Source organism: Streptomyces sp. NPDC050625 (genome assembly GCF_040654755.1).
Lineage (GTDB): Bacteria > Actinomycetota > Actinomycetes > Streptomycetales > Streptomycetaceae > Streptomyces.
Window position 1 is genome coordinate 49,291 of the sequence record NZ_JBFAIQ010000022.1, and the last position, 26,223, is coordinate 75,513.

Below are 26,223 nucleotides of genomic sequence, written 5' to 3' on the forward strand. Positions count from 1 at the left end.
GCCTGTAGTACACCGGGGACCTTTGGCGGGCAGTTGACGCTGAGGGTCTCTTTTGTGTGCGGGCCGGTCCTCCACCGGCCTTGAAAGGAATGACCTCTGGCCGGGCTCCGTACGCATGACGCGTCACGGGGCGTGGATCCCGGTGGTCGCCGTCCACCGCTCCGCGATCCGGAGCGGACTCCCCTCGGGCGTGGGGGTGGACGTGCCGACCCCGCCGGTGCCGGCCACTCCCCCACCGGGCGCGCAACGCTCCAGCGCGCGTCCCGACCAGCAAGGAACGACCATGGCGTCCAGCCTGACGAAGGACTCGGTCCAACCGGGCACCCCCGGTTCCGAGAAGACCTTCTTCGGCCACCCCCGCGGACTGGCCACCCTCTTCATGACCGAGATGTGGGAGCGATTCTCCTACTACGGCATGAAGGCCCTCCTCACCGTCTACCTGCTCTCGGGCGGCCCCGGCGCCGGCAAGGGCAGCATGGGTGGCGGCCTGGCCATGGACGTGGCCACCACCACAGTGATCGTCTCCGTCTACTCGGCGATGGTGTACCTGCTCGCCATGCCCGGCGGCTGGCTCGGCGACCGCGTCTGGGGCCCGCGCAAGACGGTGGCCATCGCCGCCGTCACGATCATGTGCGGCCACCTCGTGCTGGCGCTGCCCGGCGGCCAGGCCCCGTTCTTCGCGGGTCTCGCGCTGGTCGCGGCCGGTTCGGGTCTCCTCAAGGCCAACATCTCCACGATGGTCGGCCACCTGTACGACGGTCCGAACGACCCGCGTCGCGACGGTGGCTTCACGATCTTCTACATGGGCATCAACGCGGGCGCCTTCTTCGCCCCGCTGGCCATCGGCACCGTCGGCCAGAAGGTCAGCTGGCACCTCGGCTTCGGCATGGCCGCGGTCGGCATGGCCATCGGCCTCGCCGCGTTCCTGCTCGGCACCCGCACCCTGAGCCCCAAGAGCAACATCGTCCCCAAGCCGCTGACCACCGAGGAGCGCACCTCCTGGCTGCGCAAGGGCCTGACCTGGCTGATCGTCGCGACCGTGTTCTACGGGGTCGTCGGCCTCACCGGCCACTTCACCCTGAACTGGGCGATGATCCCGCTGACCGTCATCGGTCTGGTCGTCCCGGCGGGCGTGCTGCTGCGCATCAAGCGGGACAAGGACCTCTCGGGCCCCGAGCAGTCGAAGATGAGCGCGTACATCTGGTTCTTCGTCGCCGCCGCCGTGTTCTGGATGATCTACGACCAGGGCGCGTCCACGGTCCAGGCGTTCGGCGAGGGCAAGGCGTCCCACGACATGCTGGGCTTCGACTTCCCGACCTCCTGGTACCAGTCGCTGAACCCGCTGTTCATCATGGCGCTGGCCCCGGTGTTCGCCTGGATCTGGATGTGGCTGAACCGCCGCGACAAGGAGCCCAGCACCATCGTGAAGTTCGCGATGGGCCTGGTCCTGATCGGCGTGTCGTTCTTCTTCTTCCTGATCCCGCTGGGCATGGCGGCGAACGGCACCGCGGTCAGCCCGATGTGGCTGGTCGGCATCTACTTCATCCAGACCGTCGGTGAGCTGTGCCTGTCCCCGGTCGGCCTGTCGGTGACGACGAAGATGGCCCCGGCCAAGTACGCCAGCCAGATGATGGGCGTGTGGTTCCTCGCGGTCACCGCGGGCGACTCCATCACCAGCCTGCTGTCCAACCCGGCCATAGCCGGGGTCGACCTGAGCGGCAAGGGCGCCGTCTTCGGGGAGGCGGCCCTCGCGGCCCTCGCCGGATTCGCGGTGTGGATGTACCGCCGGAAGGTCAAGGCGCTGATGGGCGACGTGCGCTGACGCACCGCCCGGCATACGGCGAGGGCCGCCGCACTCCATGTGCGGCGGCCCTCGCCGTATGTACTTGGCGCCGGCCGCCTCCGCGGTGCCCGCCGTGCAAACCCGCGCGGCGGATCCGAGCAGGGTTCGAGGAACCACGGATCAGCCGGTCAGCGGGTGTTCCGCCGGGGCATGAAGGTGAACACCGCCGCGCCCAGCAGGATCGCCGTGCCCGCCACCAGGCCGAGGGCCTTGAGGGCGCCGTGGTCGCCCGAACCGGTCTCGGCCAGGCCGCCGCTGCCGCTGCTCCCGCCGGAGGACGAACCGCCGGACGACGACGTGCCGCCCGAGGCGCCGTTCGCCTGCTGCGAGGTGTCCAGCGTGAGGGAGACCTCCGACTTGGTCGGCGTGCAGGTCGTGGTCGTGCCCAGCGCCTTGATGGTCAGGACGCCCGGCGCCAGGGTCGACGAGCCGCTCGCCCCCGGCTTGTACGTGCCCGTCAGATCGGGGATCTCGATCGGGTCGCCGGACTTGATGGCGGAGGAGTTCGTCGGGCCCTCCACATGCACCGTGCCCTTGTCGGCGCCGCCCAGGACCACCTCCATCGACGGCTTCACGGAGTCCTTGGGGATGTCGGCCGGGCTGTTCATCACCGACTTCTTGAACTGCACCGTGAGGTCGAAACTCCCGCCGTTCTTCTTGGCGTTGATCTGCACCGGCGAGGTCGCGTTCTTGTCGCCGATGGGCGTCTTGCAGGCGTAGGGGACCTGGACCTCCTTGCCGGTGAAGTCGGTCTGGCCGGTGCCGTCGCTCGGGGAGGCCGAGGCGGTGGCCGTGCCCGACTGGGTGGGCGTGGCCGACTGCGAGGTCGAGGTCGTCGGCCCCGGCGTCGTACTCGACGAACCGCCGCCGCCCGCCGTCACCTCGATGGTCGCCGCCTTCTGCACCGTCTCCTTCGGCGTGCACTTGGTGTCGGTCGACATGGCGTTGACCGTGTACGCGTCCGGCGTCAGCGTCACCTCACCGGGTGCCGTCAGCTTCAGGGTGCCCTTCATGTCGGACAGCACCATGGCCGCGCCCTTGGGGATCGCCGGGTTCTGCCGCGGCCCCTGCATCGCGATGTCGGCGCTCTGCGCGCCGGCCGCCTTGAGGACGCCGGACGGCTGGACCGAGTTCGCGGGCAGGTCGATGATGTCGGGGTTCTTCGACGCGGCCTGTACGAACTTCCACACCACGTCGACGGTGTCGCCCACCTTCGCGGTGGCCGGCGCGGTGATCTCGACCTTGGTGGTGCCGTCGACGGGGTCGATGCCCGCGGGCGGCACGCAGTGCGTCGCGAACGACACCTCGGCGGCCTGGGCGGGCGTCGCGGCCACGCCCAGCAGGACCGCCGCCCCGCCCAGCGCCAGCGCGGCCCCCGCCGCGCCCGCTCTCCGTACGCCGCCGCCGACCGGTGTGACTCTCCTTCGCATGCTCACGTGGGTCCCTTCGTGGTGGGAGTCGTAGGACTCGTCGGGCTGTCGTCGTGCGGTGCGGAGAGCCGACCGGCCGCCGTGCCCGGATCGGAGTCCGGGGTGAACCACGGCAGGGTCGAAGACGGGGTGGGCGCGCCGTCCGGGGTGCCGAACCGCGGCAGCCGCCAGGCCGACCGGGAGGGACGGGGTCCGCGGCCTCGGGCCGCGCCGCCGGTCCCGCGCGGCCGCACCCGGTCCACCACCGCCATCCCGACGCGGAACACCGCGGCCGGTACGACGAGACAGACCAGGATCCAGAACAGGGTCACGCCCCAGGGCCGCCCCACGCCCCACGGCTGCTCGGCGAGGACCTTGCCGCCGTACTTGAGGGAGACGGTGTAGTCGCCGTGCGCCCCGGCCGCGAGCTCGACGGGCAGTCTGATCCGCGCCTTCTTGCCGGGCCCGAGGGTGCCGCGCCACTGCTGCTCGTCCCACTGCGGGGCGAACACGCCGTGCGAGGTGCCGACCTGGAAGACGGGGTTCTTGACGGCGGAGGAGCCGACGTTGCCGACGGTGAGGACCAGCGTGCGCGACGGCGGGGCGCCGAACCAGGTCAGCAGCCCACTGGACCCTTCGAGCCGGGTGTCGGTGAGGATCGACAGGCGCCCGCCGGACGGCTCGGCGGGCAGCGGCTCGACGGCGTGCCCGGCGACCTGGAGGACCGCGTCCGCGTCGGCCTTCGCCCCGGTCACGGTGGCCACGTGCACCACGCACGGGCACGGCACCGGCGGCTCGGCGACCGGCAGCTTCTTGCCGAAACCGCCCTTGGCGTCGGTGGTGACGGCCCTGCCGTCGCCGTTGGCGCAGGAGTTGGTGCCGCCGATCACGCCGCGGGACGGGGTGGCCCGGCCGCAGATCAGCATCATCAGCAGCGTGTGCGGCCGCCAGCCGCTGCCGCTGACGGTGACCGAACCACCCGTTCCCGCCTGGGAGTCGGAGAGCTCGACGGTCGGCCCGTCCGCCGCCGTCGCCGTGCCCGCGAGCGGCAGCAGGAGCAGTGCGAGCACCGCCACCAGCGCCGGAATCCGCACTCTCCCGCTCACGTCAGCACTCCCGTCGACTCGGCTTCCACGCACGGCGGTCGTGCCTCGCTGCCGGTCGTACGCCGTCCGCGCCGCCGTACGACGAATGCCGTGGCCGCCCCGGCCGCCAGGGTCGCCCCCGTCGCCACACCGCCCCAGGGCACCAACCGCACCGACGCGCTCGCCGAGTCCCGCGCCCCGCCGGACGCGGTCACCGTCAGCCGTACGTCGACCGCGTCCAGCGCCGGCCGGTCGGGCCACGGTTCGTCGAGCCGCAGGCGCCGGCCCGGGGGCAGCCGGACGGGCAGGGTGCGCGGGGCGCGTTGCAGGACCGGTCCGAACAGCCCGTCGGCGCGCACCGCGAGTCTCGGTACGAGGACCGTCGTACCGCGGTTGACCAGCTCGTACGTGATGCGGTCGGCGTGCACGGCCAGGTGCTCGACGGTCAGCGCGGACAGCGCGGGACCGGCGACGCGCAGACGGACCGGGACGGTGGCCGTGCGGCCGTCGCCGTCCCGCACGGTGACCGTGCCCGCCCGGTCGCCGGGCGCGGCGTCCGCCGGTACGGCCACCGTGAAGGGGACGTCGGCCCGGGTGCGGGCGGGGACGCTCAGCCGCGGCCGGGCGAAGGTGACCCGGACGCCGGTGCCGCTCAGCCGTACCGTGACCGGCCGTGCGCCGCGGTTGGTCACGGACACCGTGTCCTGCTGGACCGTCCCGGGCGTGCCCTCGGCGTAGAAGGTCGGGCGTCCGCCGCCCGAGGGCGCGACGGACCAGCCGCCCGCGGCCTCGGCCGGCGCGGCGGCGAGCAGGGGCAGGAGGGGCAGGAGGGTCAGCGCGGCGAGGGCGGGCACGAGGGACGGGCGCGGGACACGGGCGGCGGACGGCATCGGCGGCTCCAGCGGTCGGACCCGGGGGCAAGCGGTCGGGCCCGGGAGTTCAAACGGTCGGACCCGGGGTTCAGCGGCGTACGGCCTGATTCCGCCTTGTCAGCCACAGCGCGCCCGCCGCCCCGGCGAGGAGAACGGTGCCGCCGAGCGTGCCGAGGGCGACGACCGAGTCCTCGGGACCGGTCTTCGGGAGCTGCCCGCCGGAGTCGGTGCCGCTGTTGGACGTCGTGGACGAGGAGCCGGAGGAGCCACCGGCCGCGGTGACGTCCAGGGTCAGCGACGGCTTGGGGCTGTTGGCCGGCGTGCAGGTCGTCGTCGTACCGAGCGCCTTGATGGTGAGCACGCCCGCGGTGAAGGTGACCTTGCCGGTCTTCTTCGGTGTGTAGGTGCCGCTCAAGTCATTGATCTTGATGGGGGTGTTGGCCGGGATCGCGCTCTGGTTGGCCGGGCCCGACACGGACAGCGTGCCGCTGTCGGCGCCGCCCAGCACGATGGTGGCGCTCGGGTTCATCGCGCCCTTGCCCAGCTCGACCGGGCTGGATGAGACGCCCTTCTGCCAGGACATGGTGATCCTGTAGCCGCTGCCGCTCTTGACGCCCTTGATGTCGATGGGCGAGACGGCGCTCTTGTCGCCGATGGGCGTCTTGCACTGGTAGTTGACGTCGACGACCTCGGCGTGGGCCGCGGGGGCGGCCAGCAGCACCGCCGACCCGGCCAGCGCCGCGGCGGACACGAGCGCGGCGGTTCGTTTCGGGTACGACACGGTCCACCCCATTCCTGACGGTACATCAGATCGGCCGTCAAGGTACGCCCGGGGCGTTGAGGAGGGAAGACAAGGCGCACGCCGGAGTTGTGACGATCCGGCGTGCGCGGGAGGGGGCTCCAGTGGAGGGAGTGACCGTGAGTAACAGGGTCAGGCCGGTGCGCCCAGCTCGGCCCACACCGTCTTGCCGGACAGTCCAGGGGTGCGGACGACCCCCCAGTCCAGGCACAGCCGCTGCACGATGAACATCCCGTGGCCGCCGGGGCGCCCGGCGCGGTGCGGGGTACGGGGGGCCGGCTGGCCGGTGCCGCGGTCGGTGACCTCGAGGCGGATCACCTTGTTGTCGCAGGCGAGGAACAGCTCCTCCGGGCCCTCGGCATGCAGACAGGCGTTGGTGACCAGCTCGGAGACGACGAGCAGGACGTCCTCGGCGGCGGCCCGCCGATCGGCGCCGACGGCGGGCAGCCAGCCCCATGCGTACAGCGCCTGGCGGGTGAAATCACGGGCGAGCGGGACGACCCCGCTCTCTCCGTCCAGACGCAGCCTGCGGACCTGCCGGCCCCGGCCGTCCTGGCCGCTTCCCGGGTCCTGGTCCCGATGGCCCTGGCCGTTGTGGCGGTCCCCCGCCGGCGCGGACGGTGCGGCCGTTTCCCCCGTGGACGCGCCGACCGCCGGCGCTCCCCCCTCGGACGCCCCGGAAGCGCCACTGGGCTCCGGGCCGCGGTCGCCCGGCGAGCAGGGCCGGGTGGTGCTCATCAGCGCTTCACCTCACCGATTCACCAGTTCACAATTCACACGATTCAGAATTCTCGTTCGGTCGGCACCAGTCGGTACCAGTCGATACCAGTCGGTACGCAGGTCGCACACGGGGCGTTCGCCGGTTCCGTGGCGCCCCCCGGGGCCAACAGGTCCAGCTTGTCTCCTGCCCGGCGGATCCGCCGGAACACCCCCTTTGCGGTGTGACCGGTGCGACCACCGGGGCGGCCGCGGCGGGAGACGGCCGCGGCGACGGCTCAGCCGGCCTCGTCGGCCTCGTCCGCCAGGGCCGCCTCGACGGAGTCGTGAACGGTGAAGACCGCATCCGCCCCCGTGATCTCGAACACACGGGCCACCACGGGCAGCATCCCCGCCAGGTGCACCCCACCGCCGGCGGCCTCCGCCTTCAGACGGGCCCCGAGCAGCACGTTCAGGCCCGTGGAGTCACAGAACTCAAGCCGTGAGCAGTCCACGACGAGTCGGGAGAAGCCCTTGGCGAGCAGGCCGTCGAGCGGCTCGCGCAAGAGATCGGCGGTGTGGTGATCGAGCTCACCCGCCGGCGTCACGACGGCGCTGGAGCCCTCTTCCCGCACCTCCACCAGTAGCCGGCCCGACTGTGCGCTGCCGACCGTCCCGCGGTCCATGCCGTCTGTCTCCCGAGGTCGTGGCTGGTGTCTGACTTCCTGCGGCTGTGCTGTCCGCACCCCGGCCGGCGCCCTGTCGGCACCCGGCCGGTGCCCTCGAACACTACGCCTTCCCTGCGCACTCCAACACCCGAACAACCTCTCATTATCGGTCATATCACCTCATACCGCACTTGCCATGGGCTCGCCGAAGCCGGTAGGGCTAGTAGGGACAAGAAACCGACACGGCCGGCTTTGGAGGCGCCGCACACCGCAGTGCACGTATGGCTTCGGCAGCCTTATGCCGAGAACGATGGAGGACACCCATGTCACCCCGGCTCGACGCATCGCACACCGTGAACGCGACGTCGACACCCCCACCGGAACAGCTGGATCCCATCGACGGGCTCCCCGAGATCCCCCCGTACGACGAGGTCGGACCGGTGGACGCACGGGCCCTGTCCAAGACCCTCTTCGAGCGACTCGAATCGCTGGAGGAAGGCACGCACGAATACGCGTACGTCCGCAACACGCTGGTCGAACTCAACCTCGCGCTCGTCAAGTTCGCCGCCTCCCGCTTCCGCTCCCGCAGCGAGCCGATGGAGGACATCGTCCAGGTCGGCACCATCGGCCTGATCAAGGCGATCGACCGCTTCGAACTGTGCCGCGGCGTCGAGTTCCCGACCTTCGCGATGCCGACCATCATCGGCGAGATCAAGCGGTTCTTCCGGGACACCTCGTGGTCCGTGCGCGTCCCGCGTCGGCTGCAGGAACTGCGGATCGACCTGGCCAAGGCCGGTGACGAGCTGGCCCAGCGGCTGGACCGCGCGCCGACTGTCGCGGAACTCGCGGAGCGCCTGGGCCTGTCGAACGACGAGGTGCTCGAAGGCATGGCGGCCTCCAACGCCTACACCGCCTCCTCGCTGGACGCCCAGCCCGAGGAGGACGACTCCGAGGGCGCGCTCGCGGACCGCATCGGCTACGAGGACCACGGGCTCGAAGGCATCGAGTACGTCGAGTCGCTGAAGCCGCTGATCGCCGAACTCCCCTCCCGGGACCGGCAGATCCTCTCGCTGCGCTTCGTCGCGGGCATGACCCAGTCGGAGATCGGCGACGAACTCGGCATCTCGCAGATGCATGTGTCACGGCTGCTCTCGCGGACGCTGGTGCGGCTGCGCAGGGGACTGACGGTGGAGGAGTGAGCCACCCCCCACACATCGAGCGGTCCGGCCGGGTGCCGGGCCGCTTCGCTTTGTGGACGACCGGACCGCGCTGAGGGGAGGACTCACAGAGCTCTCACCGGTTACCCGGAGAAACGTCTTTCCCTCAGGCCCCCTCTCCACCACTATGGGCCCCCAAACTGGCCGGTACGTCAAGACAGGGTGTTCGGCCGCACCGGGTGCTAGGAGGCGCAGGGATGGCTCAGGGGGACCGGGCCGACGACCGGGACGAGAACGCGGGGGTACCGGACGCTCGGCTGACCGAGCTGCTGCGCGCCCGGACCGCGGCCGCGTACCCGGCGTTGCGGGAGATCCGTCGGCGCCACCACGACGCGGTCCTCGGCTACGCCCGGCTGTGCGCGTCGAGCGAGTCGTCGGCACGGCAGCTGGCGGCGCAGACCTTCACCACCCTGGCGCGCGAGACCGCACGCGGGGTGGAGCCGCGGGTGCCGCTGCGCCATCAGCTCCTGCTGCTGACCTGCCGGTCGGCCGCCTCCTTCGCCGGTGACGAGCGCTCGGCGGGTCTGGACCCCGGCCTGCTCCTGGTCCTGAACACGACCGCCGCCCCGGATGGCCCGACCCCTCCCCTGCTGGCGCCCTTCCGCTCCCTCTCCTCCCGCACCCAGGGCCTGATCTGGTACGGGATCGTGGAACAGGAACCCGAGGAGAGCACCGCCGCGCTGCTCGGCCTGACCCGCGAGGACGTGCGGTTCGGCATCCCGCAGGCGCTCCAGGCCATGGCCCAGGCCTGTCTGAAGCACCGGCTGGCCGCCTCCGACGACCCGCGGTGCGGGGACTTCCGGCGGCTGATCGAGGAGTCGGTACGGCCGGACACTCCCCGCTACAGCTCCGATCTGCACACCCACATGGCGCACTGCGCCCACTGCACGGCGGCGTACGAGGACCTCACCGCCCTGCGCGACGCCCCGCGGGCGGCACTGGCGGAGGGACTGCTGCCCTGGGCCGGGACGGCGTACGCGCGCCATGCCGCGCCGACCGCGGAGGCGGACCGGCCGCAGGAGAGGCGGAGTTGGCCCCCGGCCCGGCGCGTGGTCCTCACCTCGGTCGCGCTGGGCGTGGCCATGACGCCGTTGCTGGTCTTCGCGCTGGCGCAGTCCGGCTCGAACGGCCGGCGTCCGGCGGCGGCCGCGCTGCCGCCGTCGAGCCCGCCGGTCACGGTGACGGCGACGGTCTCCGTGCCGGCCCCGTCACCGACCAGCGAGTCCCCCTCGCCGAAGAAGACTTCGCACCCGCCGAAGACCCCGTCCGCCACACCGAAGCCGAAGCCGACGCCCAAATCGAAGCCGAAGCCCGCTCCGTCCCCCACCCCGTCGGCTCCGGGCAGCGCCTTCGCCGAGGTGGTGAACGCCGCCACCGGCCTCTGTCTGGACGTCCGGTACGGCGACTTCGAGAACGGCACGGACGTCGTCACGGCACGCTGCGACGGCACCGCCTCGCAGCGCTGGCGCGTCGACACCGACCGCCAGGTCCTCCAGTCGGCCGGCGACCCCGACTTCTGCCTGGACAGCCGAGGTGACGTCGACCGGGGCGTCGGCATCTGGGGGTGCGACTCGGTCTACGGCCGCAACGGCGACAACCTGCGCTTCACCGTGGACTCCGACGGTGTCATCCGCCCGGCGATCGACACCGATACGGCGGTCACGCCGGACAGGGGTGACGGGGTGTCACTGGACTGGCTGAGCGGAGACACGGATCAGCGGTGGCGGGCCGGAGCCCGCTGAGACCCTCGTGTGCGGGGACCTGTTCTCCTCTCTCCGGTCAGGCCACGCGCGCTTCGGTCAGACCACGCGCACGCCTCGCTGCCACACGCCGCTGACGAGGGGCACGCCCGGCCGGTAGGCCAGGTGCACATGGCTCGGCGCGTCCAGCAGGGTCAGGTCGGCGTACGCGCCCGGGGTGAGGCGGCCGATGTCGTCCCGGCGCAGGGCCGCGGCCCCGCCCGCCGTCGCCGACCACACCGCCTCGTCCGGGGTCATCCTCATGTCCCGTACCGCCAGCGCGATACAGAAGGGCACCGAGGAGGTGAAGGACGAGCCCGGGTTGCAGTCCGTCGAGAGCGCCACCGTGACACCGGCGTCCAGGAGGCGGCGGGCGTCGGGCCACTCGGCGCGGGTGGAGAACTCGGCGCCGGGGAGCAGCGTGGCGACCGTGCGGCCGCTCGCCAGGGCGTCGACGTCCGCGTCCGTGAGGTGGGTGCAGTGGTCGGCGCTGGCCGCGTCCAGCTCGACGGCCAACTGGACGCCCGGGCCGTAGGAGAGCTGGTTGGCGTGGATGCGGGGCGTGAGGCCCTTGGCCATGCCCGCGGTGAGGATCGTCCTCGCCTGGTCGCCGTCGAAGGCGCCCTTCTCGCAGAAGACGTCGATCCAGCGGGCGTGCGGGGCGCAGGCGTCGAGCATCTCGCCGGTGACCAGGGCGACGTAGGCGGCCGGGTCCTCGGCGTGGTCGGGCGGGACGATGTGGGCGCCGAGGTAGGTGACCTCGTCAGTGTGCGCGGAGGCGATGCGCAGGGCGCGGGACTCGTCGGCGACCGTCAGGCCGTAGCCGGACTTCGTCTCGAACGTGGTCGTGCCCTGGCGCAGCGCCTCGGCGAGGTAGCGGGTGAGGTTCGCCTCCAGCTCCTCGTCCGTCGCGGCACGGGTGGCCGCGACGGTCGTCCGGATGCCGCCCGCGCTGTAGGCCCGCCCCGACATACGGGCGTTGAACTCCTGCGTCCGGTCGCCCGCGAAGACCAGGTGGGAGTGGGAGTCGACGAAGCCCGGCAGCACCGCCCGGCCTCCGGCGTCGACCCGGTTGTCAGTGGCGGGTGCTTTGCTGGATTCACCGGTCCACACGACACGGTCGCCGTCGATGACGACGGCCGCGTCCTGGATCAGGCCGAGGGGAGAACAGTCACCGAGGGAGGGGTCGTTGGTGACCAGCGTGGCGATGTTCGTGACGGCGGTGCTGCTGCTCATGGTGTCCTCAGGGATGACGGTGGGATTCAGCCGCGCAGGGCTTCGACGGCGGCGGCCAGCGCTGACGGCACATCCGGTACGAGGGTGTGGGCGCCGTCGCGTACGACATGGCGGCCGCCCACCAGCGTGTGCCGCACGTCCGCCGCGGAGGCGGCGAATACGGCTGTCTCCGCGCCGAGTCTCGGCAGCGGCCCCGCTGTCCTGACCGAGTCGAGGGAGATCGTCGTCAGGTCGGCGAGCGCACCGGCCTCGATGGTGCCGGCCTCGTCCCAGCCCAGGGCCGCATGGCCGTCCGGCGAGGCCGCGCGCAGCAGTGCCGCGGCCGTCCAGTGACCCCGGGAGCGGGTGCGCAGCCGCTCGTTCAGCTCCATCGCGCGTGCCTCTTCGAGCAGGTCGATGACCGCGTGGCTGTCGGAGCCGAGGGACAGGGGGGAGCCCGCGCGCTGGAGGGCCACGGCGGGACCGATGCCGTCGGCCAGGTCGCGTTCCGTCGTCGGGCACATGCAGGTGCCGGTGCCGGAGCCGCCGAGCAGGGCGATGTCCTCGTCGGTCAGGTGCGTGTTGTGGACGCCGGTGGTGCGCGGGCCGAGGACGCCGTGGTCGGCGAGGAGCCGGGTGGGGGTGCAGCCGTGCGCCTCCTGGCAGGCGTCGTTCTCGGCGGTCTGCTCGGACAGGTGCACATGGAGCGGGGCCCGCCGCTCCTCGGCCCAGCGCGCCACCGTCGCCAGCTCCCGCGCGGGCACGGCCCGTACGGAGTGGATGGCCGCCCCGATCCGTGCGTGATCCCGTTCCTTGAGAACTGAACAGCGTTCGGCCCAGGCCTCCGCGCTGCCGTCGGAGAAGCGCAGCTGGTGGGTGTTGGGCGGCTGTCCGAAGCCGGAGGACAGATAGGCGGTGTCGAGGAGGGTGATGCGGATACCGGCTTCGGCGGCGGCAGCGATGAGTGCCTCGCCCATGGCGTTGGGGTCGGCGTACGGGGTGCCGCCCGGGGCGTGGTGCACGTAGTGGAACTCGCCGACCGCCGTGACACCCGCGAGCGCCATCTCCGCGTACACGGCGCGGGCGAGGGCGTGGTAGGTCTCCGGGGTCAGCCGGTCGGCGACGGAGTACATGACCTCGCGCCAGGTCCAGAAGGTGCCGGAGCCGACCTGGACGGTGCCGCGCAGGGCGCGGTGGAAGGCGTGGCTGTGGGCGTTGGCGAGCCCGGGGAGGGTGAGGCCGCGCAGGATCTCGGCGCCGGGGGGCGGGATGGGCACGCCGGTGTGGACGGCGGTGATGCGGCCGTCGGCGCCGGCGGCACCGCCGCCGATCGACACCGTGACGGCCACGCCCGGCTCGACATGGGTGTCGAGCCAGGCGTACTCCAGCCAATAGGTCCGTGTGGTCACCTGCGAGCCAGCCCTTCCAGTACGTCGGCGAGCGCGGTCACCCCGGCCACACAGTCGTCCTCGGCCGCGAACTCGGCCGGGGAGTGCGAGACGCCGGAGGGATTGCGCACGAACAGCATGGCGGTCGGAATGCTCCCGGAGAGGATTCCGGCGTCGTGTCCGGCGCCGGTCCCCAGGACGGGCACCGTGAGGTCGGTGTCGTTGCCGAGGATGCGGGCGAGTTCGTCGCGCAGGGCGTGGTCGAACTCGACGACCGGCGTGAAGGACTCGCGGACGACGTCGAGGTCGACGCCGTGCGCGGCGGCGTACTCGCGGGCTGCCTTCTCCACGCCGCCCACGACGGTGTCGAGGGTGTCCTGGTCGGCGGCCCGGGAGTCGAGCCAGCCGCGCACCAGGGAGGGGATGGCGTTGACGCCGTTCGGCTCGACGGCGATCTTGCCGAAGGTGGCCACGGCACCGGCGAGCTGGGCCTCGCGGCGGGCGGCGAGCACGGTCTCGGCGTACGACAGCATCGGGTCGCGCCGGTCCACCAGCCGGGTCGTGCCGGCGTGGTTGGCCTCGCCGCGGAAGTCGAACCGCCAGCGGCCGTGCGGCCAGATGGCGCTGGCGATGCCGACCCGGTCGCCGCTCAGGTCCAGGGCCCGGCCCTGCTCGACATGGAGTTCGACGAAGGCGCCGATCCGGGCGAGCCGCTCCGGGTCCGGCCCGATGGCGTCGGGGTCGTACCCGGCGGCCTCCATGGCCTTCGGGAGGCTTATCCCGTCGCCGTCGGTCAGCCGGTGCGCCTGCCCGACGGTGAGCTGTCCCGCGGTGAGCCGCGACCCGACACAGGCGAGCCCGAAGCGGGCGCCCTCCTCGTCGCCGAAGTTCACGATGGCGAGGGGCCTGCTGAACTCCGTTCCCCTGCCCCGCAGTTCGTCGAGGGCGGCGAAGGAGGAGACGACGCCGAGGGGCCCGTCGAAGGCCCCGCCGTCCGGTACGGAGTCCAGGTGCGACCCGGTGACGACGGCGTCGCCCGCGGCGGGGTCGCCGAGCCAGGCCCACTGGTTGCCGTTGCGGTCGACCTCGTAGGCGAGCCCGCGCACCTCGGCCTGCGCCTTGAACCACTCCCGGCACTCGGCATCGGCACCGGTCCAGGCGTAGCGGCGGTAGCCGCCGGATTGGGGGTGGCGGCCGATGGGCAGCAACTCACGCCACATATCGTGGAAGGAGCTGCCTGCACCGGCAGGCCGTACAGGCTGTGGGCAGTCGTTCCGCAGGGCGTTGGGGGTCCCCCCTGCTCGAGCGGAGCCGAGAGCCTGGGGGAGGGTGGGCACAGCCGAAGCGGCAGACGGCGACGAGAGCTCAGCCCCCACCGGACGGCTGCCGCTCGGCTCACCTTCGCGGTGCGTCACGCCTCGTCACCCTCGCGCATGGGCACCCGCACACCGCGCTCGGCGGCCACCGACTCCGCGATGTCGTACCCGGCGTCCACGTGCCGGATGACGCCCATGCCGGGGTCGTTGGTGAGGACACGGCGGATCTTCTCGCCGGCGAGGGGGGTGCCGTCGGCGACGGTCACCTGGCCGGCGTGGATGGAGCGGCCCATGCCGACGCCGCCGCCGTGGTGGATGGAGACCCAGGAGGCGCCGGAGGCCACGTTGACCATGGCGTTGAGCAGCGGCCAGTCGGCGATCGCGTCGGAGCCGTCGAGCATGGCCTCGGTCTCGCGGTACGGGGAGGCGACGGAGCCGCAGTCGAGGTGGTCGCGGCCGATGGCGAGCGGGGCCGCCAGTTCGCCGGAGGCGACCATGTCGTTGAAGCGCTCGCCGGCCTTGTCGCGCTCGCCGTAGCCGAGCCAGCAGATACGGGCGGGCAGGCCCTGGAAGTGGACGCGCTCGCCGGCCATCTTGATCCAGCGGTGCAGGGACTCGTTCTCCGGGAAGAGCTCCAGGATCGCCTTGTCGGTCTTGGCGATGTCCGAGGCCTCGCCGGACAGGGCGGCCCAGCGGAAGGGGCCCTTGCCCTCGCAGAACAGCGGGCGGATGTAGGCGGGGACGAAGCCGGGGAAGGCGAACGCCCGGTCGTAGCCGGCCAGCTGGGCCTCGCCGCGGATGGAGTTGCCGTAGTCGAAGACCTCGGCGCCGGCGTCCATGAAGCCGACCATCGCCTCGACGTGCTTGGCCATCGACTCACGGGCGCGGGTGGTGAAGCCGGCCGGGTCCTTGGCGGCGGCGGAGGCCATGTCCTCGAACTCCACGCCCACCGGGAGGTACGACAGCGGGTCGTGGGCGGAGGTCTGGTCGGTGACGATGTCGATGGGGGCGTTCATGGCCAGCAGCTGCGGGACCAGTTCGGCCGCGTTGCCGAGGACGCCGATGGACAGCGGGCGGCGGGCGTCGCGGGCCTCGGTGGCCAGCTGGAGGGCGTGGTCCAGGCTGTCGGCCTGCACGTCCAGGTACCGGTGCTCGATGCGCCGCTCGATGGCGCGCGGGTCGCAGTCGATGCAGATCGCGACGCCGTCGTTCATCGTCACGGCGAGCGGCTGGGCGCCGCCCATGCCGCCGAGGCCGGCGGTGAGGGTGATCGTGCCGGCGAGGGTGCCGTTGAACTTCTTCGCGGCGACGGCGGCGAAGGTCTCATAGGTGCCCTGGAGGATGCCCTGGGTGCCGATGTAGATCCAGGAGCCCGCGGTCATCTGGCCGTACATGGTCAGGCCGAGGGCCTCCAGCCGGCGGAACTCCTCCCAGTTGGCCCAGTCGCCGACCAGGTTGGAGTTGGCGATCAGGACGCGCGGGGCCCATTCGTGGGTCTGCATGACGCCGACCGGGCGGCCGGACTGGACCAGCATGGTCTCGTCCTGCTTGAGGGTGCGCAGCGTGCGGACCATGGCGTCGAAGGAGCGCCAGTCGCGGGCGGCCTTGCCGGTGCCGCCGTAGACGACGAGCTTGTCGGGGTGTTCGGCGACCTCGGGGTCGAGGTTGTTCTGGAGCATCCGCAGGGCGGCCTCCTGCTGCCATCCCAGGGCGCTCAGTTCCGTACCGCGCGGCGCTCGTACGGGGCGGGGTCCTGACATGGTCTGCCTCCTAGCGGATTGCTCCCAGTGGATTGTTACTGCGTCTATTCACATCCTGGCGCTCTGAATAGAACTAGTCAATACATCGGCGTGCACGCATCCGCGCGTCGCGGGTGTTTGGCTGGATGCATGGGTGCGGACAGCGGCAGGACGGGAGGCGTCGTGGGCAGCGGTGACACCGGGTACGAGGGCGGCGGGTACGGGGACGACGCGGAGCGGGTCGCCCGGCGCGACGAGGCGGTGCGGGCCGCGGTGGAGCAGGGGCTGGTCGGGCTCTCGGCACCCGTCGCCGGGCTGCTGGACGTCACCGGCATCCGGGAGTCGGCGGCGGCGCTGCGGGCGGCGTTCGACGCGGTGGTGGCACCGGGGACGCCGGTGCTGCACGCCTTCGCGGTGAAGGCGACCCCGCTGGTGCCGGTGCTGCGGCTGCTGGACCAGGAGGGCGTGGGCGCGGAGGTGGCCAGCCCGGGCGAGCTGGCGCTGGCGCGGGCGGCCGGGATCCCGCCGGCCCGCACCGTCCTCGACTCGCCCGCCAAGACCCTGGCCGAACTGCGCGAGGCGCTGGCGCTGGGGATCGCCGTCAACGCGGACAGCCCGCAGGAGCTGGACCGCATCGACGCGCTGATGCGGTCGACCCCCAGCCGCTCCCCGCTGGGAATCCGGGTGAATCCGCAGGTCGGCGGTGGTTCGATCGAGGCGACCTCGACGGCGACGGCGACCTCGAAGTTCGGGGTGGCGCTGCGCGACGAGGGGGCCCGGGAGTGGCTCGTACGGGCGTACGCGGACCGTCCGTGGCTGACCCGGCTGCATGCGCACACCGGCTCGCAGGGCATTCCGCTGTCGCTCATGGCGCAGGGCGTGGCGGAGACGTACGCGCTCGCCGAAGAGATCAACGCGCGCGTGGGGCGGCGGCAGATCGACACGCTCGACATCGGCGGCGGGCTGCCGGTGAACTTCGGGTCGGACGCGACGACACCGACGTACGCGCAGTACGCGCGGCTGCTGGGCGAGGCGGTGCCGGGGCTGTTCGACGGGCGGTACGGGCTGGTGACCGAGTTCGGCCGCTCGCTGCTGGCCAAGCACGGGACCGTGGTGGCGCGGGTGGAGTACACCAAGAGCGCCGGCGGACGGCGGGTCGCGGTGACGCACGCGGGCGTGCAGGTGGCGACGCGGACGGTGTACGTACCGGGGGCGTGGCCGCTCAGGATCGCCGCGTACGACGCGAAGGGGCGCCCCAAGCCGGGGCCCGAGGTGGTGCAGGACGTCGCCGGTCCAGCCTGTTTCTCGGGCGACCTGCTCGCCGAGGGGCGCGCCCTGCCGCCGCTGGAGCCGGGCGACTACGCGGCGGCGCTGGACACGGGCGCGTACTACTTCGCCCACCACTACGCGTACAACTCCCTCGTCCGGCCCGGGATCCACGGCTTCGTGCCCGACGGGTCGGGGGGCGTGGCCTTCGCGACGGTGCGCGAGCCGCAGTCGCTCGATCAGATCGTGGCCGATTCGGGAGGGGCGCACGCGTCCGCCCTCACCACCCTTCGGGCAGCCGGAAGCCGTTGACGCACCCCGACTGCTACGGCGATCAACTGGAGTGACACGCAGGCAAGTTGACCCACCCTAGCTCCACGGAGGCATGTTCCACCGGAAAATGCCAGAAGAGTCACTCCTCCCGCACACGTTGCGTAGTGTCTCCGTCACTCAGCCGGAGTTCCAGGTGGGAGGGGAACCGCGGTGCCCGGAATCGACGAGTGCCTGCTGGAAGCGATGCGACTGCCCGGTGCCCGGGGCGCGGCGCTCGTGGACTGGACGAGCGGACTGGCCCTGGGCACCGTCGGGGAGGCTCCCGGCGGTGACCACGAGACGACCGCGGCCGAGGCCGCCGAACTGGCCCGGCTGGCCGCCGAGCACGGGGCGTTCGCGTCCGGCGACCCGGACGGCGAGCGGCCACCGGTCGAGGACCTGATCGTCAGCAACCACGACAGCTACCACCTGCTGCGGTTCGTGGTCACGTCCTTCGACAGCACCGTGTTCCTGCATCTGTGGCTGGCCAGGGCGGACGGCAACCTCGCGCTCGCCCGCATCCGGCTCGGCGAAATGGCGGATCGGCTGGTACTGGCATGACCGTGGTCGGGACGCCGCCGCCCCTGCCCGTACGGGACAAGGTCGGCGCACACGAGCGCGGCCAGGGCGGCCTCTCGCCGATGCTGACCCGGCTCGCCGACGAGCGGGCCACCGGCGTCCTCGTCCGCGAGCACGGCAGCCTGCACCTCGCCGAGGGTCGCGTGGTGCACGCCGAGAGCCCCCTCGCCCCCGGTCTCGACGTGCTCCTCACGGCCCACGGCACGCTCGACGCGACGGACTGGCTGCGGGCCGCGGGCCGGGCCGACGGCGCGCCCGGCACCGCCCGCCGGCTGCTGGAGACCGGCCGGCTGACCACGGGCACGCTGGAACTGTGCCACCTGGGCGCGCTGTACGACGCCGGGTACTTCGCCCTGTCGCCCAGCAGCACCCCGGGCCGCTTCCGGTACGGCGCCGCGGCCCGCCCGGCCACCCTGTGCCCGGTGCCGGTCATCGCCCTGGAGCGGGAGACGCTGCGCCGCCGCGCCCTGCTGCACCGCATCTGGCCGGACCCGGCGACCGACAGCGGGCCGCTGATCCGGGCCGACCCGGTGGCCGCTCCGCCGGTCTCGGCCCGCCAGCAAGCGGTCCTGGAGCGGGTGAACGGCGTCCGCACGGCCCTGGACATAGCCAGGGAGCTGGGCCGGAAGGCGTTCCACACGCTGGTGGACTTACGCCGGCTGGCGGCGGCGGGACTCGTCTCGCCGGGTCCCACGGTGCCCGGACCGGCACCCCCGCCCCTTCCCCAGGTCACCGACCCCGACATCGCGCTGCTGAAGAGGCTCAGGAATGCGCTGGAGGCCCTTTGAACGGCAACGACCCGCCGAGAGGAGAGATCTGATGGCGGCCGAGTCCGACATCCTGGACGAACTGCGCCGGCTGCGCAGCCGCGTTCCCCAGCTCACCGGCGCCCTGGCGGCCGGTGTGGACGGCCTGGTCGTCGCCCAGGACGCCCCCGGCGTCGACCCGGAGGGCCTGGCCGCGCTCACCGCGGCCGCGCTCGGCGTCGCCGTGCGGATGGCGGACGCCACCGGGCAGGGCGACTTCCGGGAACTGCTGGTCCGCGGCATGGACGGCTATGTCGCCACCTACGCGGCGGGCCGCAGTGCCGTACTGACCCTGCTCGCCCAGGACCGGGTCAACGTCGGCCGGCTGCACCTGGAGGGCCGCCGGGCCGGCGCCCGGATCGGCGAGCTGGTCGACGCGGCCGAGGCTGCCGCGGCCGAGGCCGCCGCGGCCAGGCGGGCGGTGCGGACGGGCCCCGCGGCCAGGACCCCCGCCGTGCGCACCAGAGCCACCCGCACACCACGAACCACCACAGGCGAAGCGCGCCCGGCGACCGACGCGCGCACCGCAACCGACAGTTGAGAAGCAGCAAAGGAAAAGAGGCAGCACCATGGCCAACGCCGAGACCTCGCTCAAAGAGGCCCTCACCTCCATCGAAGGGGCCACCGGAGTCGCGCTCGTCGACTACACCAGCGGCATGGCGCTGGGCACGATGGGAGGCAGCAAGAGCTTCGACCTGAACGTGGCCGCCGCCGGCAACACGGACGTGATCCGCGCCAAGATGCGCACCATGGAGCACCTCGGCCTGAAGGGCGACATCGAGGACGTCCTGATCACGCTGACCAACCAGTACCACCTGATCCGGCTGCTCAAGGGGCGCGGCGGCAACGGTCTGTTCCTGTACCTGGTCCTCGACCAGTCCCGGGCCAACCTGGCGATGGCCCGGCACCAGCTCAAGAGGATCGAGGAGGAGCTGGAGGTCTGAGTCAGACGAGCGCCGCGGTGCGGCGGCGGGCCCCGCCCGGGGCCGCGTCGCCCGCCGCGATGCCGGTCCCGCGGTAGGCCTTGACCGCCTTGCCCGCGGGACGCCCGCCGCGCCCGTCGAGCCAGTCGACGCGCAGCCACAGCAGTGTGTCCTCGGCCCGCTCGCGGCGGCCCAGCCAGGCGGCCTTCAGCCGCAGCCCGGCGCCGGTCCCGGCCAGCAGCATGCCGCCCGCCGCGGGCACGGCGAAGGAGCTGCCGAGCGCGACGGCGCAGGCGAGCAGCAGCCACCAGCGGTGGCCCCGGCGCCAGTTGCGCACGGTCACCGCACGGTCCTGGAGCACATCGTGCTTGCCCGCACGGGCCGTGCCCCGGGCCAGGGCGGCGTAGCGCCGACGGCGCGCGTACGCCACGACGGCGGCACCGACAAGGAAGAGTGCGGCCCCGGCCATGACGCCGATCCGGCGCCCGGTCAGCCCGGGCGGCAGGACGCCGATGCCCGCCGCGAACACCCCGCACCACCACAGCGGCGCCGCCCCGGCCCGTACGACGACGGCCACCCGGGCCAGTCCCTGTCCTCCGCGTCCTCCGTGTGCTCCGCGCGCCACGCTCCGCCTCCTCGTCCTCGTCCTCGTCCTCGCGGCACGGTCCTGTGCGGCACAGTCCCGTCGGGCGGGCACGCTAGCGAGCGAAGGTGAGACGAGTCTGAGAGCGGCGCGGCTGCAGGCGCCGGGTCACTCCACGAACAGCCCCCGTGCCGTCGCCCGCGCGTCGAACTCCTCCAGCCGGACCTGCGCGTCGGGCAGGTCGTCGCACATGGCCTCCAGCAGCACCCGTCCCAGCAGCATGGGCGCGCACGCGGTGTCGAAGGCGAGCCCGGTGCCGACGGCGGCCGGCAACAGCAGGTCGGAGTGCTTGGCGACCGGCGCGAAGGCCGAGTCGGCGACCGCGACGACCGTCAGCCCGCACTCCTTGGCGTACGCCAGGGTGTCGACGACCTCGCGGGGATGCCGCGGCAGCGCGAAGCACAGCAGGGCCGAGGCGCCCGCGCGTACGGCCGCGTCGATGCGGTCCTGGACCATCGTGCCGCCCTGGTCGAGCAGCCGGACGTCCGGGTGGACCTTGGCGGCGAAGTACGAGAAACCGTAGGCCTGGGAGGCCGCGGCCCGCAGTCCGAGCACGGGCAGCGGGCGGGAGGCGGCGAGGATCCGGCCGGCCTTCTGCACCGGCCGCGGGTCGGCCAGCACCTCGGCCAGGTGCCGCAGGTTCTCGATCTCGGCCTCGACGGCCTGCTGGTACTCGTTGTACGAGCCCGGGCCCGCGGCGGGTTCGGCGGGCACGACCTCGCGCAGATGCCTGCGCAGGGCCGGGTAGCCGTCGAAGCCGAGGGCGACCGCGAAACGGGTCACGGACGGCTGGCTGACCCCGGCCAGTTCGGCCAGCTCCACGCTGGACAGGAACGGCACGTCGGCGGCCCGCCGCACCATGCTGTGCGCGATGCGCCGCTGGGTCGGTGTAAGCCGGTGCCCCTCGAACAGCGTCTGCAGCCGTGTGGCAGGGCTGTCCGTCACACCCGTACTCCTGTCGACGCTCATGTCCCGCTCCCCCTCCAGATGTCCGTGAACCGGTCAAGCAGTGCGGCCGCCGACGTCACGTCGTGCGTGAGCGGGCGGTCGGCCGGGTCCTCGTCGAGCACCGACTCGGCGAGCGCCAGCGCCCGCCCGGCCGGGATCTCCGGGCCGGGCTTCAGATCGCGCTGGCGCAGCGCCCGTACGGCGGCCACGAGTTCGCAGCCGACCACCAGACGGTACGCACCGCAGGCGCGCAGCGTCTGGCGGGCGGCCAGCGAGGCGAAACTGGCCTGTTCCTCGACGCCCCGGGAGAGTACAGCGTGCCCGAGCGACGCGGGGGCCGAAAAAGCCCGCAGATCGCCGAGGGCGGCTCCGGCGGCGTACTCCAGGATCATCACGCCGGACGAGGCGGGCTCGTGGTCGGCCAGAAAAGGGCGCAGTCGGGTGTAGGCGGGCTCGTTGAGGGTGGACAGGCGGGAGGTCGACAGGCGGGCCACCTGGGTGACCGCGAGTCTGAAGTGGTCCAGGGCGAGGGCGAGTTGGGCCTGGTAGAAACCGCCGTGGTGATAGGCGGCCAGGTCCTCGGGGGAGATGAGCGGGTTCTCCGCGGCCGCGTTGATCTCCACGGTCAGCACCTGCCCCAGCGCGTCCGCCGCGTCATGGGCGGGGCCGTGGATCTGGGGCAGGCAGCGGAAGCCGTAGGGGTCCTGGATCCGGCCGAGCGGGGGTACCGGCCGGTCGGCCGCGCCGGTCAGCCGCCGCATCCGCCGGGCCACCTCGACACTGCCCCGGTGCGGTCGGGCGGCATGGACGGGGGCGGCGTACGCCTCGTGCGAGCCGTCGACGGCGAGCAGCGAGAGGGCGGCGACGACCTGGGTGGCCTCGATGAGCCCGCGCAGTTCGTGCAGGGCGAGCGCGGACTGGCCGAGCGTGAGGGCGTTGCTGCTGATCAGGGCGAGGGCGTCGTTGTTGTCCAGGGGCTGGGGCGCGGGCGGCTCGGCGCCCCGCCACGGGTGCTCCCCGACCAGCGCGAGCCCGGCCTGTGCCAGCGCCGCGATGTCGCCGGTGCCGACCGAGCCGAACTCGTTGACGACCGGATACGCGCCCGACTCCAGTGCCTCGCACAGGGCCGTGATCACGCCGGGCCGCAGTCCGGCGCCGCCGGCGAGCAGCTGGTTGGCGCGGACGGCGAGCATCGCCCGCACCTGGCGGGCGGGCAGCTGAGCGCCGATGGCGCCGGCGTGGCTGCGCAGCAGGCGCAGCCCGTGTCCGGCGGCGGCCTCGGTCGGCACGTCCTCGTTGCGGTTGGCGCCCACGCCGGTGGAGCGGCCGTACACGCGTCCGGTGGCCGCGATCTGCCGGGCGGCGTTCCAGGACTCCTCCGCGCGCCGCATCGCGTCGCTGCCCGGAACCGGCCGCACGGTGCCGTCGGCGAGACGCACGACGTCCTCGACGCCGAGGCCGATCCCGTCGAGGACCACGAGTCCGGAGTGCACGGATGCGGGTGCGTCCACCATGCCCCTCTCTGTTCAGCCGGTCTATTCACCCAACAAGAACTCTGCATGATGCTATGCAGCCGGGCAAGGGACACCAAGAGTCGTTAAACAGCACGCACCGTGATGCTTCGGGTGCGTACGGTGATGGTGCGCTGCAGGCACGACACCGGAGGAAGCGCCATGGCCTCCCCCCGCAGGACCTTTCTGGCCGCCACGGCCGTCGGCGCGCTGGCCGCCGCCCCGCCGCCAACGGCCGGCGTCCCCCGCCCCCGCCCGGTGACCGACCGTCCGGTCACCGCCCGCGCGGCGCTCGACCGGCTGCTCGCCGGCAACCGGCGCTTCGCCTCCGGACGCCCCCGGCACCCCCACGAGTCCGCAGGGGTGCGCCGGACGCTCGCGGCCGGGCAGCACCCGTTCGCGGTGGTCGTCGGCTGTGTCGACTCGCGCGTACCGCCGGAGCTGGTCTTCGACCAGGGGCTCGGTGACCTTTTGTGCACCAGGACCGCGGGCGAGGTCCTCGACGAGGCGGTGCTCGGGTCCATCCAGTACGGCGTCGAGGAACTGCGCATCCCGCTGGTGCTGGTCCTCGGGCACGAGCGGTGCGGGGCGATCGCGGCGACGCTCGGCCATGTGCGGTCCGGGGCGCACGTGCCGGGACATCTGGAGCTGCTGGTGGCCGAGATCGCCCCCGCCGCGCGCCGCACCCGCGCGGTCCCCGGCGACTGGGCCGAGCACGCCATGCGGGCCCACGCCGCCTGGGTCCGGGACGCCATCCGTGCCGACCCGGCGTTCGCCCCGGCCCAGGTCGACGCCGCCCGCTTCGACCTCGACACCGGGCTCGTCTCGCTGCTGCCCTGACAGCCCCCGCGCCGACTGGGGGGATATCCCCAGTGCGGCGCGGGTCCCGGCTCCCTAACGTGGCCCGTATGACGGGAATGGAAGCGCAGGACGCCGACCTGAAGAAGGAACTCGACGCCACTTTGCGGGCCCGCAAGGAACTCGGCGAGGAGTACGAGCCGGCGCTGGTCGACTCCTTCCTGGAGAAGGTCGACCAGCGGATCGACGCCGCGGTCGAGCGCCGGCTGCGCAGGCAGCTCGCCGAGCAGCAGATGCACGTCGCCCGCGGGGCCAGGTCCCCGAGGGGAACGGACTCATGGGGCGAGCGCTTCGGCTTCGCCATCGTCTCGCTGGTGCTGGCGATCCCGCTGTCGGCGATCGGCGGCGGCATCGGGCACCTGCCCGGTCTCATCGCCGCCTGGATCGGCATCGTCGGCGTCAACGTGGTCCAGGCCGTGCGCGTCAACCCCGAACTCTTCGCGGGGCGGCGGTCGGACCGGTCCCGCGAGCTCTAGAGGCGCGGCGGCGGGCTCCGGAATCGAACCCGGTTCCGCCGGGACAAGGCAGAACAAGACGGGACAAGAGTTGTAGGCGGGGACCGCCGCACCCCCGTTGCCGGGGGGCGGGACGACGGCGGTCCCCGCGAGGGACGCGGGCCGGGTCAGGGCCGGGCTGCGCGTCCGTGGCGTCCATGGAGGTCCGGGAGCCGCTCCGGAGGTCCTTGGCGCCGTTCGGCGCCGGCCTGGGCGGGGAGCCTCCCCCAGTGCTTAACGCCTGGGAGGTACCCCCATCGCCCTGCCGACACCCACTAATGTGCCGGACCCGTGTTAAGCGGGTGCTGCGCGCACGTGACGCGCTCGTACCACTTCCGCGAAGTCCACCATCCGGACGCGGCACCGCAAGTTCGGCGCCGCAACGGGCAGTTCACCGGACGTCGGCTACTGCTTCTGGCCCTTGGCGAGGAAGGCCAGCAGGTCCTGCCGGCTGATCACACCGGTCGGCTTGCCCTCGACGAGGACGATCGCCGCGTCCGCCTCACCGAGCACGGACATCAGGTCCGCGACCGGCTCACCGGAGCCGACCTGGGGCAGCGGGGCGCCCATGTGCTTCTCCAGCGGGTCGTCGAGCGAGGCCCGCTTGTTGAACAGGGCGTCGAGCAGCTCCCGCTCCACGACCGACCCGACGACCTCGGCGGCCATCACGTCCGGGTGACCGGCGCCCGGCTTCACGACCGGCATCTGCGAGACGCCGTACTCGCGCAGCACCTCGATGGCCTGGCCGACGGTCTCCTCCGGGTGCATGTGGACGAGGGACGGGATGGAGCCGCCCTCCTTGTCGTTGAGGACGTCGGCGACGCGGGCGCTGGGGCCCTCGTCCTCCAGGAAGCCGTAGTCGGCCATCCACTCGTCGTTGAAGATCTTGCTGAGGTAGCCGCGGCCGCTGTCGGGCAGCAGGACGACCACGACGTCGTCCGGGCCCAGCCGCTCGGCGACGCGCAGGGCGGCGACCACGGCCATGCCGCAGGAGCCGCCGACCAGCAGGCCCTCCTCCTTCGCCAGGCGCCGGGTCATCTGGAAGGAGTCCTTGTCGGACACGGCGACGATCTCGTCCGCGACGGTCCGGTCGTAGGCCGTCGGCCAGAAGTCCTCACCGACGCCCTCGACCAGGTACGGCCGCCCGGAGCCGCCGGAGTAGACGGAGCCCTCGGGGTCGGCGCCGACGACCTGCACCCGGCCGTCGCTGGCGTCCTTCAGATAGCGGCCGGTGCCGGAGATGGTGCCGCCGGTGCCGACGCCCGCCACGAAGTGGGTGATCTTCCCCTCCGTCTGCTCCCACAGCTCGGGGCCGGTCGAGTGATAGTGCGAAAGGGGGTTGTTGGGGTTGGAGTACTGGTCGGGCTTCCAGGCGCCGGGCGTCTCGCGCACCAGCCGGTCCGACACGTTGTAGTACGAGTCCGGGTGCTCGGGGGCCACGGCGGTCGGGCAGACGACGACCTCGGCGCCGTAGGCGCGCAGGACGTTGATCTTGTCGGTGCTCACCTTGTCGGGGCACACGAAGATGCACTTGTAGCCCTTCTGCTGGGCCACGATCGCCAGCCCGACACCGGTGTTTCCGCTGGTCGGCTCCACGATCGTGCCACCCGGCTTGAGCTCCCCGCTCTCCTCGGCGGCCTCGATCATGCGCAGGGCGATGCGGTCCTTCACGGAACCGCCCGGGTTGAAGTACTCGACCTTGGCCAGGACCGTCGCCCGGATGCCCTTGGTCACGCTGTTGAGCCTCACCAGCGGGGTGTTGCCGACGAGGCTGATCATCGAGTCGTGGAATCGCACCGTTGTCTCCGGTCGCTTTCAAAAAATGGTCGTGATTGTTCCGCCAGCCTACGGCCCGGGAAGGGCGTTCACTCCCTGTTGAGATTGGCCGACGGCCGGT

At 72.6% G+C, this 26,223-nt stretch carries 25 protein-coding genes; 10 read left to right on the forward strand and 15 right to left on the reverse strand.

Annotation, left to right across the window (positions count from 1 at the left end):
- Positions 1-123: 123 nt before the first annotated feature.
- A complete protein-coding gene (locus AB0I54_RS34725) occupies positions 124-285 on the reverse strand; it encodes a hypothetical protein (protein WP_363300233.1) in 162 nt (53 codons plus the stop codon).
- On the opposite strand from AB0I54_RS34725, the gene AB0I54_RS34730 reads away from it, so the two are divergent.
- Positions 284-1,822, forward strand: coding sequence for an oligopeptide:H+ symporter (locus tag AB0I54_RS34730; protein WP_363300234.1), 1,539 nt, complete (start codon positions 284-286; stop codon positions 1,820-1,822). The genes AB0I54_RS34725 and AB0I54_RS34730 overlap by 2 nt on opposite strands.
- Before the next feature lie 149 nt (positions 1,823-1,971).
- Here the strand turns inward: AB0I54_RS34730 and AB0I54_RS34735 are convergent, their stop codons facing one another.
- The 6 genes from AB0I54_RS34735 to AB0I54_RS34760 form a co-directional block, all read right to left on the reverse strand.
- Positions 1,972-3,273 (reverse strand): hypothetical protein, encoded by a 1,302-nt coding sequence (locus AB0I54_RS34735; RefSeq protein WP_363300235.1) that lies wholly within the window; start codon positions 3,271-3,273, stop codon positions 1,972-1,974.
- Between the two features lie 2 nt (positions 3,274-3,275).
- Positions 3,276-4,358 carry a hypothetical protein gene (locus AB0I54_RS34740; protein ID WP_363300236.1) on the reverse strand — a complete coding sequence of 361 codons (1,083 nt, stop codon included), beginning with the start codon at positions 4,356-4,358 and terminating at the stop codon, positions 3,276-3,278.
- Complete coding sequence (locus tag AB0I54_RS34745; RefSeq protein WP_363300237.1) at positions 4,355-5,227, reverse strand: hypothetical protein; 873 nt, start codon at positions 5,225-5,227, stop codon at positions 4,355-4,357. Before AB0I54_RS34745 ends, AB0I54_RS34740 begins: the two co-directional genes overlap by 4 nt.
- A gap of 70 nt (positions 5,228-5,297) precedes the next feature.
- A complete protein-coding gene (locus AB0I54_RS34750) occupies positions 5,298-5,990 on the reverse strand; it encodes an LPXTG cell wall anchor domain-containing protein (protein ID WP_263209517.1) in 693 nt (230 codons plus the stop codon).
- A 150-nt stretch (positions 5,991-6,140) separates the two neighbouring features.
- Positions 6,141-6,746 (reverse strand): ATP-binding protein, encoded by a 606-nt coding sequence (locus AB0I54_RS34755; protein WP_363300238.1) that lies wholly within the window; start codon positions 6,744-6,746, stop codon positions 6,141-6,143.
- Positions 6,747-7,003: 257 nt separating this feature from the next.
- Positions 7,004-7,390 carry an STAS domain-containing protein gene (locus AB0I54_RS34760; protein ID WP_363300239.1) on the reverse strand — a complete coding sequence of 129 codons (387 nt, stop codon included), beginning with the start codon at positions 7,388-7,390 and terminating at the stop codon, positions 7,004-7,006.
- Positions 7,391-7,695: 305 nt separating this feature from the next.
- On the opposite strand from AB0I54_RS34760, the gene AB0I54_RS34765 reads away from it, so the two are divergent.
- On the forward strand, positions 7,696-8,571 hold the full coding sequence (locus tag AB0I54_RS34765) for an RNA polymerase sigma factor SigF (protein ID WP_363300240.1): 876 nt from the start codon (positions 7,696-7,698) through the stop codon (positions 8,569-8,571).
- Positions 8,572-8,786: 215 nt separating this feature from the next.
- A complete protein-coding gene (locus tag AB0I54_RS34770) occupies positions 8,787-10,331 on the forward strand; it encodes an RICIN domain-containing protein (RefSeq protein WP_363300241.1) in 1,545 nt (514 codons plus the stop codon).
- 57 nt (positions 10,332-10,388) lie between these two features.
- Here AB0I54_RS34770 and hutI read toward each other — a convergent pair whose 3' ends face one another.
- The 4 genes from hutI to hutU all read right to left on the reverse strand — a co-directional run bounded on the left by hutI (position 10,389) and on the right by hutU (position 16,007).
- Positions 10,389-11,564: an imidazolonepropionase gene (gene hutI / locus AB0I54_RS34775; protein WP_363300242.1), complete on the reverse strand. Its 1,176-nt coding sequence runs from the start codon at positions 11,562-11,564 to the stop codon at positions 10,389-10,391.
- Between the two features lie 26 nt (positions 11,565-11,590).
- Entirely contained in the window at positions 11,591-12,952 is a 1,362-nt protein-coding gene (locus AB0I54_RS34780) for a formimidoylglutamate deiminase (RefSeq protein WP_363300243.1), read from the reverse strand.
- Complete coding sequence (locus AB0I54_RS34785) at positions 12,949-14,211, reverse strand: allantoate amidohydrolase (protein ID WP_363300321.1); 1,263 nt, start codon at positions 14,209-14,211, stop codon at positions 12,949-12,951. Before AB0I54_RS34785 ends, AB0I54_RS34780 begins: the two co-directional genes overlap by 4 nt.
- Before the next feature lie 131 nt (positions 14,212-14,342).
- A complete protein-coding gene (gene hutU, locus AB0I54_RS34790; protein WP_363300244.1) occupies positions 14,343-16,007 on the reverse strand; it encodes a urocanate hydratase in 1,665 nt (554 codons plus the stop codon).
- Positions 16,008-16,136: 129 nt separating this feature from the next.
- Between hutU and AB0I54_RS34795 the strand changes: the two genes are divergently transcribed.
- The 5 genes from AB0I54_RS34795 to AB0I54_RS34815 all read left to right on the forward strand — a co-directional run bounded on the left by AB0I54_RS34795 (position 16,137) and on the right by AB0I54_RS34815 (position 19,893).
- Positions 16,137-17,564, forward strand: coding sequence for a diaminopimelate decarboxylase (locus tag AB0I54_RS34795; protein WP_363300245.1), 1,428 nt, complete (start codon positions 16,137-16,139; stop codon positions 17,562-17,564).
- A 171-nt stretch (positions 17,565-17,735) separates the two neighbouring features.
- Positions 17,736-18,125, forward strand: a complete 390-nt coding sequence (locus AB0I54_RS34800; RefSeq protein ID WP_263209533.1) for a hypothetical protein — start codon at positions 17,736-17,738, stop codon at positions 18,123-18,125.
- Positions 18,122-18,931: a transcriptional regulator gene (locus AB0I54_RS34805; protein ID WP_363300246.1), complete on the forward strand. Its 810-nt coding sequence runs from the start codon at positions 18,122-18,124 to the stop codon at positions 18,929-18,931. The genes AB0I54_RS34800 and AB0I54_RS34805 overlap by 4 nt, the downstream gene beginning before the upstream one ends.
- Positions 18,932-18,962: 31 nt before the next feature.
- Positions 18,963-19,490, forward strand: a complete 528-nt coding sequence (locus AB0I54_RS34810) for a roadblock/LC7 domain-containing protein (RefSeq protein ID WP_363300247.1) — start codon at positions 18,963-18,965, stop codon at positions 19,488-19,490.
- Positions 19,491-19,518: 28 nt separating this feature from the next.
- Positions 19,519-19,893: a hypothetical protein gene (locus AB0I54_RS34815; protein ID WP_363300248.1), complete on the forward strand. Its 375-nt coding sequence runs from the start codon at positions 19,519-19,521 to the stop codon at positions 19,891-19,893.
- A gap of 1 nt (position 19,894) precedes the next feature.
- Here the strand turns inward: AB0I54_RS34815 and AB0I54_RS34820 are convergent, their stop codons facing one another.
- The 3 genes from AB0I54_RS34820 to AB0I54_RS34830 all read right to left on the reverse strand — a co-directional run bounded on the left by AB0I54_RS34820 (position 19,895) and on the right by AB0I54_RS34830 (position 22,977).
- Positions 19,895-20,497 carry a hypothetical protein gene (locus tag AB0I54_RS34820; protein ID WP_363300249.1) on the reverse strand — a complete coding sequence of 201 codons (603 nt, stop codon included), beginning with the start codon at positions 20,495-20,497 and terminating at the stop codon, positions 19,895-19,897.
- A 126-nt stretch (positions 20,498-20,623) separates the two neighbouring features.
- Complete coding sequence (locus tag AB0I54_RS34825) at positions 20,624-21,484, reverse strand: MurR/RpiR family transcriptional regulator (protein WP_363300250.1); 861 nt, start codon at positions 21,482-21,484, stop codon at positions 20,624-20,626.
- A complete protein-coding gene (locus AB0I54_RS34830) occupies positions 21,481-22,977 on the reverse strand; it encodes an aromatic amino acid ammonia-lyase (RefSeq protein WP_363300251.1) in 1,497 nt (498 codons plus the stop codon). Before AB0I54_RS34830 ends, AB0I54_RS34825 begins: the two co-directional genes overlap by 4 nt.
- 159 nt (positions 22,978-23,136) lie before the next feature.
- Between AB0I54_RS34830 and AB0I54_RS34835 the strand changes: the two genes are divergently transcribed.
- Together AB0I54_RS34835 and AB0I54_RS34840 are read left to right on the forward strand one after the other, a co-directional pair.
- Positions 23,137-23,814, forward strand: coding sequence for a carbonic anhydrase (locus tag AB0I54_RS34835; protein WP_363300252.1), 678 nt, complete (start codon positions 23,137-23,139; stop codon positions 23,812-23,814).
- Positions 23,815-23,882: 68 nt separating this feature from the next.
- The gene (locus tag AB0I54_RS34840) at positions 23,883-24,308 is read left to right on the forward strand and encodes a hypothetical protein (protein WP_363300253.1); all 426 of its coding nucleotides are present in this window, start codon (positions 23,883-23,885) and stop codon (positions 24,306-24,308) included.
- 423 nt (positions 24,309-24,731) lie between these two features.
- On the opposite strand, the gene AB0I54_RS34845 is transcribed toward AB0I54_RS34840, so the two are convergent.
- Positions 24,732-26,123 (reverse strand): cystathionine beta-synthase, encoded by a 1,392-nt coding sequence (locus AB0I54_RS34845; RefSeq protein WP_363300254.1) that lies wholly within the window; start codon positions 26,121-26,123, stop codon positions 24,732-24,734.
- Positions 26,124-26,223 lie beyond the last annotated feature (100 nt).

Bases quoted from the DNA above. Each gene is read 5' to 3' on its own strand.
- AB0I54_RS34840 (WP_363300253.1), top strand. From the start codon at position 23,883: ATGACGGGAATGGAAGCGCAGGACGCCGACCTGAAGAAGGAACTCGAC.
- AB0I54_RS34815 (WP_363300248.1), top strand. From the start codon at position 19,519: ATGGCCAACGCCGAGACCTCGCTCAAAGAGGCCCTCACCTCCATCGAA.
- hutI (WP_363300242.1), bottom strand. From the start codon at position 11,564: ATGAGCAGCAGCACCGCCGTCACGAACATCGCCACGCTGGTCACCAAC.
- AB0I54_RS34745 (WP_363300237.1), bottom strand. From the start codon at position 5,227: ATGCCGTCCGCCGCCCGTGTCCCGCGCCCGTCCCTCGTGCCCGCCCTC.
- AB0I54_RS34830 (WP_363300251.1), bottom strand. From the start codon at position 22,977: ATGGTGGACGCACCCGCATCCGTGCACTCCGGACTCGTGGTCCTCGAC.
- AB0I54_RS34760 (WP_363300239.1), bottom strand. From the start codon at position 7,390: ATGGACCGCGGGACGGTCGGCAGCGCACAGTCGGGCCGGCTACTGGTG.
- AB0I54_RS34795 (WP_363300245.1), top strand. From the start codon at position 16,137: ATGGGTGCGGACAGCGGCAGGACGGGAGGCGTCGTGGGCAGCGGTGAC.
- AB0I54_RS34730 (WP_363300234.1), top strand. From the start codon at position 284: ATGGCGTCCAGCCTGACGAAGGACTCGGTCCAACCGGGCACCCCCGGT.
- AB0I54_RS34770 (WP_363300241.1), top strand. From the start codon at position 8,787: ATGGCTCAGGGGGACCGGGCCGACGACCGGGACGAGAACGCGGGGGTA.
- AB0I54_RS34810 (WP_363300247.1), top strand. From the start codon at position 18,963: ATGGCGGCCGAGTCCGACATCCTGGACGAACTGCGCCGGCTGCGCAGC.
- AB0I54_RS34765 (WP_363300240.1), top strand. From the start codon at position 7,696: ATGTCACCCCGGCTCGACGCATCGCACACCGTGAACGCGACGTCGACA.
- AB0I54_RS34725 (WP_363300233.1), bottom strand. From the start codon at position 285: ATGGTCGTTCCTTGCTGGTCGGGACGCGCGCTGGAGCGTTGCGCGCCC.
- AB0I54_RS34805 (WP_363300246.1), top strand. From the start codon at position 18,122: ATGACCGTGGTCGGGACGCCGCCGCCCCTGCCCGTACGGGACAAGGTC.
- AB0I54_RS34835 (WP_363300252.1), top strand. From the start codon at position 23,137: ATGGCCTCCCCCCGCAGGACCTTTCTGGCCGCCACGGCCGTCGGCGCG.
- hutU (WP_363300244.1), bottom strand. From the start codon at position 16,007: ATGTCAGGACCCCGCCCCGTACGAGCGCCGCGCGGTACGGAACTGAGC.
- AB0I54_RS34825 (WP_363300250.1), bottom strand. From the start codon at position 21,484: ATGAGCGTCGACAGGAGTACGGGTGTGACGGACAGCCCTGCCACACGG.
- AB0I54_RS34735 (WP_363300235.1), bottom strand. From the start codon at position 3,273: ATGCGAAGGAGAGTCACACCGGTCGGCGGCGGCGTACGGAGAGCGGGC.
- AB0I54_RS34755 (WP_363300238.1), bottom strand. From the start codon at position 6,746: ATGAGCACCACCCGGCCCTGCTCGCCGGGCGACCGCGGCCCGGAGCCC.